This is a genomic window from Streptomyces sp. NPDC057424 (assembly GCF_042803315.1).
In the GTDB taxonomy this organism is placed as follows: domain Bacteria; phylum Actinomycetota; class Actinomycetes; order Streptomycetales; family Streptomycetaceae; genus Streptomyces.
Map to the genome: position 1 here is coordinate 1 of NZ_JBHVCP010000101.1, position 11,549 is coordinate 11,549.

The 11,549-nt window shown below is 71.7% G+C and carries 12 protein-coding genes; 1 reads left to right on the forward strand and 11 read right to left on the reverse strand.

From position 1 onward, the window contains the following. Window positions 1-28: 28 nt before the first annotated feature. The 11 genes from yajC to pgsA form a co-directional block, all read right to left on the reverse strand. A complete protein-coding gene (gene yajC, locus ACFU3E_RS37455) occupies window positions 29-523 on the reverse strand; it encodes a preprotein translocase subunit YajC (protein WP_384168987.1) in 495 nt (164 codons plus the stop codon). 185 nt (window positions 524-708) lie between these two features. After that, the gene (ruvB, locus tag ACFU3E_RS37460) at window positions 709-1,803 is read right to left on the reverse strand and encodes a Holliday junction branch migration DNA helicase RuvB (protein ID WP_384168990.1); all 1,095 of its coding nucleotides are present in this window, start codon (window positions 1,801-1,803) and stop codon (window positions 709-711) included. A 28-nt stretch (window positions 1,804-1,831) separates the two neighbouring features. Beyond that, window positions 1,832-2,437 (reverse strand): Holliday junction branch migration protein RuvA, encoded by a 606-nt coding sequence (gene ruvA / locus ACFU3E_RS37465; protein ID WP_384168993.1) that lies wholly within the window; start codon window positions 2,435-2,437, stop codon window positions 1,832-1,834. Continuing rightward, on the reverse strand, window positions 2,434-2,964 hold the full coding sequence (ruvC, locus tag ACFU3E_RS37470; protein WP_384168996.1) for a crossover junction endodeoxyribonuclease RuvC: 531 nt from the start codon (window positions 2,962-2,964) through the stop codon (window positions 2,434-2,436). Before ruvC ends, ruvA begins: the two co-directional genes overlap by 4 nt. Window positions 2,965-3,105: 141 nt before the next feature. Next, entirely contained in the window at window positions 3,106-3,858 is a 753-nt protein-coding gene (locus ACFU3E_RS37475; protein WP_384168999.1) for a YebC/PmpR family DNA-binding transcriptional regulator, read from the reverse strand. Window positions 3,859-3,906: 48 nt separating this feature from the next. Further along, window positions 3,907-4,515, reverse strand: coding sequence for a pyridoxal 5'-phosphate synthase glutaminase subunit PdxT (pdxT, locus tag ACFU3E_RS37480; protein ID WP_384169002.1), 609 nt, complete (start codon window positions 4,513-4,515; stop codon window positions 3,907-3,909). A gap of 13 nt (window positions 4,516-4,528) precedes the next feature. Further along, window positions 4,529-5,428, reverse strand: coding sequence for a pyridoxal 5'-phosphate synthase lyase subunit PdxS (gene pdxS / locus ACFU3E_RS37485; RefSeq protein ID WP_384169005.1), 900 nt, complete (start codon window positions 5,426-5,428; stop codon window positions 4,529-4,531). Between the two features lie 136 nt (window positions 5,429-5,564). Then, on the reverse strand, window positions 5,565-6,107 hold the full coding sequence (locus tag ACFU3E_RS37490; RefSeq protein WP_384169008.1) for a hypothetical protein: 543 nt from the start codon (window positions 6,105-6,107) through the stop codon (window positions 5,565-5,567). Window positions 6,108-6,207: 100 nt separating this feature from the next. Next, window positions 6,208-7,371 carry a glycosyltransferase family 4 protein gene (locus tag ACFU3E_RS37495; RefSeq protein WP_384169011.1) on the reverse strand — a complete coding sequence of 388 codons (1,164 nt, stop codon included), beginning with the start codon at window positions 7,369-7,371 and terminating at the stop codon, window positions 6,208-6,210. Continuing rightward, on the reverse strand, window positions 7,368-8,276 hold the full coding sequence (locus tag ACFU3E_RS37500) for a phosphatidylinositol mannoside acyltransferase (protein WP_384169014.1): 909 nt from the start codon (window positions 8,274-8,276) through the stop codon (window positions 7,368-7,370). Before ACFU3E_RS37500 ends, ACFU3E_RS37495 begins: the two co-directional genes overlap by 4 nt. Then, entirely contained in the window at window positions 8,273-9,037 is a 765-nt protein-coding gene (pgsA, locus tag ACFU3E_RS37505) for a phosphatidylinositol phosphate synthase (protein WP_384169020.1), read from the reverse strand. Before pgsA ends, ACFU3E_RS37500 begins: the two co-directional genes overlap by 4 nt. 245 nt (window positions 9,038-9,282) lie before the next feature. Between pgsA and ACFU3E_RS37510 the strand changes: the two genes are divergently transcribed. After that, window positions 9,283-11,481 carry an elongation factor G-like protein EF-G2 gene (locus tag ACFU3E_RS37510; protein WP_384169017.1) on the forward strand — a complete coding sequence of 733 codons (2,199 nt, stop codon included), beginning with the start codon at window positions 9,283-9,285 and terminating at the stop codon, window positions 11,479-11,481. Window positions 11,482-11,549 lie beyond the last annotated feature (68 nt).

An 11,549-nucleotide genomic window follows, 5' to 3' on the forward strand; every position in this document is an offset into this window, starting at 1 on the left:
GGCCGGGCCCGCGCACCCCGGGACACGACTACTTCGCCTCGGAGTCGCCGTCGGTCTTCTTCGGCTCTGCGTCCGTCTTCGCCTCGGCGGCCTCGTCGGCTGCCGGCTCATCGGCCGCGTCCTTCTTGCCGAGGTCGACGGCCTTGTCGTCAGCGGGGGCGTCTGCGGCGGAGGCGTCGGTCTCGGTGAGGGAGGAGGCGTCGTCCGGGACGATGTCGGCATCGGACTTCAGGTCGTGCTCGATGCCGTGGACGATGCGGTTGTACTCGTCGTCGGTGAGGACGGCGCCGATGGCGTTCTTGGCGAAGAGGAGATCGACGCCGGGTCCGGCGTCGACGAGGACGGTGTCCTCGTTGACTTCCTTGACCGTGGCGTACATGCCCCCGATGGTGCGGATACCGCTGCCGGGCTGCATCTGGTTCCGCATGTCGGCGGCCTGCTGCTGCTTCTTCTTGGCCGATCGGGTCATCAGGAACATGGCCCCGATGAGCACGATGAACGGGAGGAGGGTCAGGAGACTCACGGGTCGGTACTTCCTTCACACGACCGCGCTGTGAGCGGCCAGATGGTTGGGGGTGTGTGCGCCGCCGACAAAGGCGGCATCGGCGGAGTCTAAGCGAGTCCGCGCGCATGGAACAACGCTCAGCATGGCACCGGGGTTCCTGCTCGGGCCACTGACCTGGCCGCCCCGGAGGCGTGACAGCGCCGTCACGCCCCGAACAGGTCCTGTTGTCCGTTTCCGGCGGTCTGGGAGCGTGGCGGGGTGAGGCCGAGATGCGCCCATGCGGCGGGGGTGGCGACCCGGCCGCGGGGGGTGCGGGCCAGCAGGCCCTCCCTCACGAGGAAGGGCTCGGCGACCTCCTCCACGGTCTCACGTTCCTCCCCGACCGCGACAGCGAGTGTGGAGAGGCCGACCGGACCGCCGCCGAACAGCTTGATCAGGGCCTCCAGCACACCCCGGTCGAGGCGGTCCAGGCCACGCGCGTCCACCTCGTACACGGCGAGGGCCGCCGCGGCGATGTCCCTGGTGATCAGGCCGTCGGCCTTGACCTGCGCGTAGTCGCGGACGCGGCGCAGCAGGCGGTTGGCGATCCGGGGCGTGCCGCGGGAGCGGCCGGCGATCTCGGCGGCGCCCTCCGGCTCGACCACCACCTCCAGGAGGCCGGCCGAGCGGTGGATGACCCGCTCCAGTTCGGCCGGTTCGTAGAACTCCATGTGCGCGGTGAAGCCGAAGCGGTCACGCAGCGGGGGCGGCAGCAGGCCGGCCCGGGTGGTGGCGCCGACCAGGGTGAAGGGGGGCAGCTCCAGCGGGATGGCCGTGGCTCCGGGGCCCTTGCCGACGATGACGTCGACGCGGAAGTCCTCCATCGCCATGTACAGCATCTCCTCGGCGGGCCGGGACATGCGGTGGATCTCGTCCAGGAAGAGGACCTCGCCCTCCTGGAGGGAGGAGAGGATCGCGGCGAGGTCGCCGGCGTGCTGGATGGCGGGGCCCGAGGTGATGCGGATCGGGGCGCCCATCTCGGCCGCGATGATCATCGACAGGGTGGTCTTGCCGAGGCCGGGGGCGCCGGAGAGCAGCACGTGGTCGGCCGTCGCGCCCCGCGCGCGGGCGGCGCGCAGCACGAGGTCGAGCTGCTCACGGACCTTCTCCTGACCGATGAACTCGTCCAGGTCCCTGGGGCGCAGGGCGGCCTCGACGGCCTGGTCCTCACGGTCGGCGACGGAGTCCACCAGCCGCTCCGCGTCGGGACCGGCGAGCCCTTCGGCGGCCTCGGCGTCGGTCGTGTCGTCCCAGTTCATGGAGTGTGCCTCGGAATCTCGGTACGGACTATCGGGCGCGGTTCAGCGTCTGCAGGGCCGCCTTCAGCAACTGCCCCACCTGCGGTGTGCCCTCGGCGGCCTCGGCCTGCGGGGCCACGGCGGTCACCGCCTCGTCGGCCTCCCGGGTCGCGTACCCGAGGCCGATCAGGGCCGCGTGCAGCTGGTCGCGCCAGCCGGCGCTGACCGGCGCGCCGACGGCGGGTGCGCCGACCGGCGCGCCGAGCCGGTCCTTCAGCTCCAGCAGCAGCTTCTGCGCACCCTTCTTGCCGATGCCCGGGACGGCGGTGAGGGCCTTCTCGTCGGCGGTCGCGACGGCCCGCCGCAGGGCGTCCGGGCTGTGCACGGCGAGCATGGCCTGGGCCAGCCGTGGTCCGACGCCGCTGGCCGTCTGGAGCAGCTCGAAGACCTGCCGCTCGTCGTCGTCGGCGAAGCCGTACAGGGTGAGCGAGTCCTCACGGACGACGAGGGAGGTGTGCAGCTTGGCGGGCCGGCCCATGCGGAGCGTGGACAGCGTGTTCGGCGTGCACTGGACGGCCATGCCGACGCCGCCGACCTCGACGACCGCGGCGTCGGGGGCGAGCGCGGCGACCGTGCCGCTGACGAAGGCGATCATGCCGTCCGGCCTTTCGATGTGTGCAGGGCGACGGCCTGCTGGAGTCGGTTCTGCGCGGGGGCGCGCCAGATGTGGCAGATGGCCAGGGCGAGGGCGTCGGCCGCGTCGGCGGGCTTGGGCGGCGCGCTGAGCCGGAGCAGACGGGTGACCATGGCGCCCACCTGTGCCTTGTCGGCCCGGCCGCTGCCGGTGACGGCCGCCTTGACCTCGCTCGGGGTGTGCAGCGCGACGGGGATGCCGCGGCGGGCGGCGCAGAGCATGGCGACGGCGCTGGCCTGGGCCGTGCCCATCACCGTACGGACGTTGTGCTGGCTGAAGACGCGCTCGACGGCGACGCATTCCGGCCGGTGCTCGTCGAGCCACTGCTCGATGCCCTGCTCGACGGCGACCAGGCGGTGACCGAGGTCGGCGTCAGCCGGCGTGCGGACGACGCCGACGCCGATCATGGTGAGCGGCCGACCGGCGACGCCCTCGACCACGCCGACACCACACCGGGTCAGTCCCGGGTCCACCCCCAGAACGCGCACGCGCGCCCTCCCTTTCGATCTCCCCCAGCTACGCTGGGCGGTACCCCCAGTTTGTGCAGGCTATCGGGTGCCACCGACAACGCGACGGGCCGACGGGGTGTGTCCCGTCGGCCCGTTGGTCCCGCGGAGCCCGCGGCGGCGTTACGCGTCGACCTTCTCCATGACCTCGTCGCTGACGTCGAAGTTGGCGAAGACGTTCTGCACGTCGTCGCTGTCCTCCAGCGCGTCGATCAGCTTGAAGATCTTCTTGGCGCCCTCCTCGTCCAGCTCGACCTGCATGGTCGGGACGAAGTTGGCGTCGGCGGAGTCGTAGTCGATGCCGGCGTCCTGGAGGGCGGTGCGGACCGCGACCAGGTCGGTGGCCTCGCTGAGGACCTCGAAGCTCTCGCCGAGGTCGTTGACCTCCTCGGCGCCCGCGTCGAGCACGGCGGTCAGCACATCGTCCTCGGTCAGCTCGCCCTTGGGGACGATCACGACGCCCTTGCGGTTGAACAGGTACGACACCGAGCCCGGGTCGGCCATGGAGCCGCCGTTGCGGGTCATGGCGACGCGGACCTCGGAGGCGGCGCGGTTGCGGTTGTCGGTGAGGCACTCGATGAGCACCGCGACACCGTTCGGGCCGTAGCCCTCGTACATGATCGTCTCGTAGTCGGCGCCGCCGGCCTCGAGGCCCGCGCCGCGCTTGACCGCCGAGTCGATGTTCTTGTTGGGGACCGACGACTTCTTCGCCTTCTGGATGGCGTCGTAGAGCGTCGGGTTGCCCTCGATGTCGGCGCCGCCCATCCGCGCCGCGACCTCGATGTTCTTGATCAGCTTCGCGAAGAGCTTGCCGCGCTTGGCATCGATGACGGCCTTCTTGTGCTTCGTCGTGGCCCATTTAGAGTGGCCGGACATCTGCCTGTCTCCTTCGCGTAACCCATCTCAGCAACGAACGCAGGAATCCTACAAGGACTCGGCTGCCGGGTTCTCCCGCACCATGTCGACGAACAGGGCGTGGACGCGGTGGTCGCCGGTCAGTTCCGGGTGGAACGACGTGGCCAGCGCGGCGCCCTGGCGGACCGCGACGATGTGGCCGTCGTGCTCGGCGAGCACCTCGGCCCGGGCACCGACGGACTCCACCCACGGAGCGCGGATGAAGACGCCCTCCACCGGGTCGCCCTCGACGCCCTGGACGGCGACGGCCGCTTCGAACGACTCGTTCTGCCGTCCGAAGGCGTTGCGGCGCACGATCATGTCGATACCGCCGATGGTCTCCTGGCCCGAGCGCGGGTCGAGGATCTTGTCGGCGAGCATGATCATGCCGGCGCAGGTGCCGTAGACGGGCATGCCGTCCCGCACGCGTGCGCGGAGGGGCTCCATCAGGCCGAACAGGACGGCCAGCTTGGAGATGGTGGTGGACTCACCGCCGGGGAGGACGAGGCCGTCGACCTCGGCGAGTTCTTCGGGGCGCCGCACCGGCCTGGCCACGGCATCAGCCGCGGCCAGGGCGACGAGGTGCTCCCGTACGTCGCCCTGGAGGGCCAGGACTCCTATGACGGGGGTGTCGCTCATGAGTGCCTGTGCCTTACCAGCCGCGGTTGGCGTAGCGCTCGGCCTCGGGAAGGGTGTCGCAGTTGATGCCGACCATGGCCTCGCCGAGGTTGCGGGACGCGTCGGCGACGATCTTCGGGTCGTCGTAGAAGGTGGTGGCCTTCACGATGGCGGCGGCGCGCTTGGCCGGGTCGCCGGACTTGAAGATGCCGGAGCCGACGAAGACGCCCTCGGCGCCGAGCTGGCGCATCAGGGCCGCGTCGGCCGGGGTGGCGACACCGCCGGCGGAGAACAGCACCACGGGGAGCTTGCCGAGCTCGGAGACTTCCTTGACCAGCTCGTACGGGGCGCGCAGCTCCTTGGCGGCGGCGTACAGCTCGTTGTTGTCGTAGCCGCGCAGGCGGGCGATCTCGTTCTTGATCTGACGCAGGTGGCGGACGGCCTCGACGACGTTGCCGGTGCCGGCCTCGCCCTTGGAGCGGATCATCGCGGCGCCCTCGGCGATGCGGCGCAGGGCCTCGCCCAGGTTGGTGGCGCCGCAGACGAACGGCGTGGTGAAGGCCCACTTGTCGGAGTGGTTGACCTCGTCGGCCGGGGTGAGGACCTCGGACTCGTCGATGTAGTCGACGCCGAGGGACTGCAGGACCTGGGCCTCTACGAAGTGGCCGATGCGGGACTTGGCCATGACCGGGATGGAGACGGCTTCGATGATGCCCTCGATCATGTCCGGGTCGGACATACGGGCCACGCCGCCGTCCTTGCGGATGTCGGCCGGAACCCGCTCCAGGGCCATGACGGCGACGGCTCCCGCGTCCTCGGCGATCTTCGCCTGCTCCGGAGTGACGACGTCCATGATGACGCCGCCCTTGAGCTGCTCGGCCATGCCGCGCTTCACACGGGCGGTGCCGGTTTCGGGAGTCTGGTTTTCGGACACGGGTGACCTCGCTGAGGGGAAAGAGGGTTTCTGCAGCACTGAGGAAACGTGAGAGAACCAGGCCACAGCAAGGGCCAATGGGAACGCCGTGGATCCTTTTGCGGCCGTCGGCCGGGAAACAGCACGTGGACGGGGCTCAGGCGGCCCGGTCCACCAGAGCCGCCGGAGGCTCGTCGTCCATTTCGAAGGCCAGCGGGAAGGGCGCATGACCGGCCAGGCGGAACCAGCGCACCTTGCGGTGCCGGCGCAGGGCCCGGGCCGCCCGTACGGCGTCGTTGTGGAAGCGCCGGGCCATCGGCACCCTGCGGACCGCCTCGGTGAGTTCCCGGGCCGCTTCCTCCCCGCCGGGCGCCTCCCGCACCGCCTCCACCTGAGGGGCCTCCCCGAACACGGCCCGCAGCGCCTGGCTCAGGTCGCTCTCGGCGACCTCCCGCTGCTCCTCCTCGGCCTGCCGGGCGGCGTGCGCGGCCTCGTACAGCACGATCGAGGCGGCCGGGTCCAGGACTCCCGACGTCGCCAGCTCCTGCGCCACCGAGGCCCGGCGCAGCAACTGCGCGTCCAGGGCGGCCCGGGCGGCGTCGATCCGGGCGTGGAGACGGTCGAGCCGGCCGGCGGTCCAGCTCAGGTAGAGCCCGATCGCGACCAGGGCGACGGCGATCCAGATGAGAGTGGTGGTCACGGGCGGCAAGGCTAGCGGCACGGCAGGGCCGTCCGTTCACCCCGCCCTGCCCTGGGGCAGCGGTTCCGCCGTGCGGTCAGCAGCGGTCCGCCTCCCGGCGTCAGTCCCGGGCGAACCCCAGCCGCCCCCACAGCCCGGTCGTCCGCTCGTCCTCGGCCACCGCCGCCGCCCCGGCCGTCACCGTCTCGTAGACGGACAGGATGTCCGCGCCCACGGTCGACCAGTCGAAGCGCCGTACGTGGGCACTCCCCCGCGCGCGCAGCTCCGCCCGTCGTTCCGGGTCCGCCATGAGCCGTACGGCCGCGTCGGCCAGGGCGTCGGCGTCCTCGTTGGGGAACAGTTCGCCGGCCGCTCCCCGGTCCAGAACCTGGGCGAAGGCGTCCAGGTCGGAGGCGAGGACGGGAGCTCCGGCGGACATGGCCTCGACGAGGATGATGCCGAAGCTCTCACCGCCGGTGTTGGGCGCGACGTACAGGTCGACGCTGCGCAGGAAGCGGGCCTTGTCCTCGTCGCTGACCATGCCGAGGAACTCGACGCGGGAGCGCAGCTCGGCCGGCAGGGACTCGACGGCCTCCTCCTGGTCGCCGCGCCCGGCGACCAGCAGCCGGGTCCCGGGGCGCGCGGCGATGATCTTCGGCAGGGCCCTCATCAGCACCGGGAGTCCCTTGCGGGGCTCGTCGATGCGCCCTATGAAGCCGATCGTGTCGCCCTGCCACTCGGCCTTGGCTTCGGCCTCCGCGAAGAAGTCGACGTCGACGCCGTTCGGGATCACGACCGCGTCGCCGCCGAGGTGCTCCACCAGCGTGCGGCGGGCGTACTCGCTCACCGCGATCCGGGCGCTGATCTTCTCCAGGGCGGCCTGGAGGATCGAGTACGCGGCGATCATCGCGCGGGAGCGGGGGTTGGAGGTGTGGAACGTGGCCACGATCGGCCCCTGGGCCGCCCAGCAGGTCAGCAGGCCCAGCGAGGGCGAGGTCGGCTCGTGGATGTGGATGACGTCGAACGCGCCGTCGTGCAGCCAGCGGCGCACCCGGGCGGCGCTGAGGAATCCGAAGTTCAGCCGGGCGACCGACCCGTTGTACGGCACCGGCACGGCGCGCCCGGCCGAGACGACGTACGGCGGCAGCGGGGTGTCGTCGTCGGCCGGGGCCAGGACGGACACCTCGTGGCCGAGGCGGAGGAAGTACTCGGCGAGGTCGCGGATGTGGAACTGGACGCCGCCCGGTACGTCCCAGGAGTACGGGCAGACGATGCCGATTCTCACGGGCGCCCCTTCTCGGGGTCGAGGTCCGCGAGCCACAAGCGCTGCAGCATGTGCCAGTCCTCCGGATGGTCGGCGATCCCCGTGGCGAAGACGTCGGCCAGCGCCTGTGTCATGACGGACGTCTTCTCGGCGCGCGTGCCTGACCCGGGCACCGCTACGGGCGGGTGGATGCGGCCCCGCATCATGGGCGCGTCGTCGTACCAGAGGGTGACGGGCAGCAGCAGTGCGCCCGTCTGCTGGGCGAGCAGGGCCGGTCCGGCCGGCATGCGGGCCGTGTCGCCGAAGAAGTCCACCTCGACGCCCGATGCGGACAGGTCGCGGTCGGCGACCAGGCAGACCAGACCGCCGTCGCGCAGCCGCCGGGCCAGGGTGCCGAAGGCGGTGCCGCCGCTGTGCGGCAGGACCTCCATGCCGAGGCTCTCGCGGTAGGCGACGAACCGGTCGTAGAGCGTCTCGGGCTTCAGACGCTCGGCGACCGTGGTGAAGGGGATGCCGAGCTTCGTGGTGGCCCAGGCGCCGGCGTGGTCCCAGTTGGCGAGGTGCGGCAGGGCGAGTACGACACCCTTGCCGGCGGCCAGGCCCTCGGTGAGGTGGTGCAGGCCCTTGGGCTCGAAGCAGTTGCTGATGCGCTCCTCGTTCCATGCGGGGAGGCGGAAGGACTCCATCCAGTAGCGCAGGTAGGAGCGCATGCCGGCACGCGACAGCTCGGCGAGGCGCTCCGGGCTCGCGCCGGGCACCACGCGCGCGTAGTTGCTCTCCAGGCGCTGGACGCCCTTGCCGCGCTGCTTCCAGGCCAGGTCGGCGATGGTGCGCCCGAGCCGTACGGCGACGGGCTCGGGGAGCTTCTTGACGGTGCTCCAGCCCAGGCCGTACAGCGCGTCCGTCAACCGGTCCTGTGCGCTCACGTGGCCGCCTCGCTCCCGTGGGAGGCGTTGTGCTGCTTGCCCTCATTGTCCTGCGCGGCCGCCGCCTCCTCGGCTGCCTCGGCCTCCGCGGACTCGCGGCGGACCGTGACGACCCGCTGGATCAGCGTGACGAGGCTGCCCACGGCGACGATCCACAGGGCGACGGGCAGCAGGTACTGGATGCCCGGCACACCGAACGTGTGCAGGCCCGCGAGCCCGGCCGCGACCAGGGAGATGACCAGGCGCTCGGCACGCTCGACGAGCCCGTTGACCGCGACCGGCAGGCCGATCGACTCGCCCCGGGCCTTGGTGTACGACACCACCTGGCCGCTGGCCAGGCAGAAGATCGAGACGGCGCACAGGACGAGGTCGTCGCCCCCGCCGGCGTACCAGAGGATGAAGCCGCCGAAGATCGCGCCGTCGGCGACCCGGTCGAGCGTGGAGTCCAGGAAGGCGCCCCAGCGGCTGGAGCGGCCGAGCTGGCGGGCCATGTTGCCGTCGACGAGGTCGGAGAACACGAACAGCGTGATCACGACCGTGCCCCAGAAGAACTCGCCCATGGGGTAGAAGACCAGCGCGCCCGCGACCACACCGGCCGTGCCGATGAGCGTGACCGTGTCCGGGCTGACGCCCCGGCGGATCAGAAACGCGGCGAACGGTGTGAGGACACGCGTGAAGAATGCACGCGCGTACTTGTTCAGCATGGCCTTCCCGAGGGTCGGTGTCGCCGCATGGCCCCTGCTGGCCACCGGCTGGCCCATCGTAGTCACGCGCGCGTGCGGGTGAGGGGCGGGCACCCGCACCCCTTTCGGGGGAACCCGCGAGCCGCTGGTGGGCGGTGCGGCCACGTCGTTCGTATGGACGCACCGTGACGGGAGTGGGAAGGTCGAATGACCGCGGGCGTCGCCGGAGCCGCCACCGCTGGGGGTGCCCCCGGACGGAGTCTGGGGGAGGATCCCGCGTGTCCGCGCCCACAGTGACCTCACCGTGCACGGGAGGCAGGATCATGGGCGACAAGGCACAGACACACCCTGGGGCCGCCGGCAGGGCACAAGCGGCCGACCACCCTCAGTCCGTACGGAATGTGGTGCTGGTCGGCCACTCCGGATCGGGCAAGACCACCTTGGTGGAAGCCCTCGCGCTCACGGCGGGGGCGGTGAACCGGGCGGGCCGCGTCGAGGACGGCGGCACCGTCTCCGACTACGACGACATCGAGCACCGGCAGCAGCGCTCGGTACAGCTCTCCCTGGTGCCCGTCGAGTGGGACGGCATCAAGGTCAACCTTCTCGACACCCCCGGATACGCCGACTTCGTCGGTGAACTCAGGGCCGGTCTGCGCGCGGCGGACGCGGCCCTCTTCGTCGTCTCGGCCTCGGACGGCGTGGACGGCTCGACCCGCACGGTGTGGGAGGAGTGCGCGGCCGTGGGCATGCCCCGGGCCATCGTCGTCACGCACCTGGAGTCGGCGCGTTCCGGCTTCGAGGAGATGACCCAGAACTGCGCGGAGGCCTTCGGCGCGGACGACCCGGACGCGGTCCTGCCGCTCTACCTGCCCCTGCACGGCCCCCAGGCGCCCGACGGGCACGCGCCCGTGACCGGGCTGATCGGGCTGCTGTCGCAGCAGCTGTTCGACTACTCGACCGGCGAGCGCAAGGAGTCCGAGCCGGGCGAGGACCAGCTGCCGCTGATCGAGGAGGCCCGCAACCGGCTCATCGAGGGGATCATCGCGGAGAGCGAGGACGAGACCCTCATGGACCGCTACCTCGGCGGGGAGCCGGTCGACGTCAAGACGCTCATCGAGGACCTGGAGCGGGCCGTCGCGCGCGGGGTCTTCTTCCCCGTCCTGGCCGCCGCCCCCGCGGGTGAGGGCGCCCGGCAGGGGCTCGGCACCCTGGAGCTGCTCGAGCTGATCACGCGGGGCTTCCCGACGCCGCTGGAGCACGAGACGGTGCGGGTCACGACCATCGACGGCAAGCCGCGCGAGCTCAAGCCCTGCGACCCGGACGCTCCGCTGGTCGCGGAGGTCGTGAAGACCTCCTCGGATCCGTACGTGGGCCGGCTGTCGCTGATCCGCCTGTTCTCCGGCACCCTGCGCGCCGACCAGACGGTCCACGTCTCCGGGCACGGGCTGGCCGACCGAGGGCACGAGGACCACGACGTCGACGAGCGGATCGGCGCCCTGTCCACGCCGTTCGGCAAACAGCAGCGTCCGGTGCCGCACGTCATCGCCGGCGACCTGGCCTGCGTGGCGAAGCTGAGCCGCGCCGAGACCGGCGACACCCTGTCCGCCAAGGACGACCCGCTGGTCATGGAGCCGTGGCAGATGCCCGACCCGCTGCTGCCGCTGGCCATCCAGGCGCACAGCAAACCGGACGAGGACAAGCTGTCCCAGGGCTTGGCCCGGCTGGTGGCCGAGGACCCGACGATGCGGCTGGAGCAGAACCAGGACACCCACCAGGTGGTCCTGTGGTGCCTGGGCGAGGCGCACGCCGACGTCGCCCTGGAGCGGCTGCGCAGCCGGTACGGCGTCCAGGTCGACGTCGTGCCCCACCGGGTGTCCCTGCGCGAGACGTTCGCGAACAAGTCGGCCGGACGGGGCAGGCACGTCAAGCAGTCCGGCGGGCACGGGCAGTTCGCGATCTGCGAGATCGAGGTCGAGCCGCTGCCCGGCGGGTCCGGCATCGAGTTCGTCGACAAGGTCGTGGGCGGCGCGGTGCCCCGGCAGTTCATCCCGTCGGTGGAGAAGGGCGTGCGGGCCCAGGCGGCCAGGGGAGTGGTGGCCGGGTACCCGCTCATCGACGTACGGGTGACCCTCCTGGACGGCAAGGCGCATTCGGTGGACTCCTCCGACGCCGCCTTCCAGACGGCGGGCGCGCTCGCGCTGCGGGAGGCCGCGGCCGACGCGAAGATCCATCTGCTGGAGCCGGTGGCCGAGGTGTCGGTGCTGGTCGGTGACGACTTCGTGGGCGCCGTGATGAGCGACCTGTCGGGGCGGCGCGGCCGGGTGCTCGGCACCGAGCAGACACCCGGCGGGCGCACCCTGATCCGGGCCGAGGTGCCGGAGATCGAGATCGGCCGGTACGCGATCGACCTGCGGTCGATGGCGCACGGCACGGCGGGGTTCAGCCGCCGGTACGCGCGGCACGAGCCGATGCCGCAGCAGGTCGCGGACCGGGTGCGTGAAGAGGAGCGCAGGGCCTCGTAGTTGGCGCCGGGCGCCACCAAGTCACCTCCTGAGGACCTCCTTCCGCGGGGGCGGGCGGCTTGACGGCC

Coding starts and splice junctions, on each gene's coding strand:
- ACFU3E_RS37475 (WP_384168999.1), bottom strand. CDS start 3,858: ATGTCCGGCCACTCTAAATGGGCCACGACGAAGCACAAGAAGGCCGTC.
- ruvA (WP_384168993.1), bottom strand. CDS start 2,437: ATGATCGCCTTCGTCAGCGGCACGGTCGCCGCGCTCGCCCCCGACGCC.
- ruvB (WP_384168990.1), bottom strand. CDS start 1,803: ATGAACTGGGACGACACGACCGACGCCGAGGCCGCCGAAGGGCTCGCC.
- pdxT (WP_384169002.1), bottom strand. CDS start 4,515: ATGAGCGACACCCCCGTCATAGGAGTCCTGGCCCTCCAGGGCGACGTA.
- pgsA (WP_384169020.1), bottom strand. CDS start 9,037: ATGGGCCAGCCGGTGGCCAGCAGGGGCCATGCGGCGACACCGACCCTC.
- ACFU3E_RS37510 (WP_384169017.1), top strand. CDS start 9,283: ATGGGCGACAAGGCACAGACACACCCTGGGGCCGCCGGCAGGGCACAA.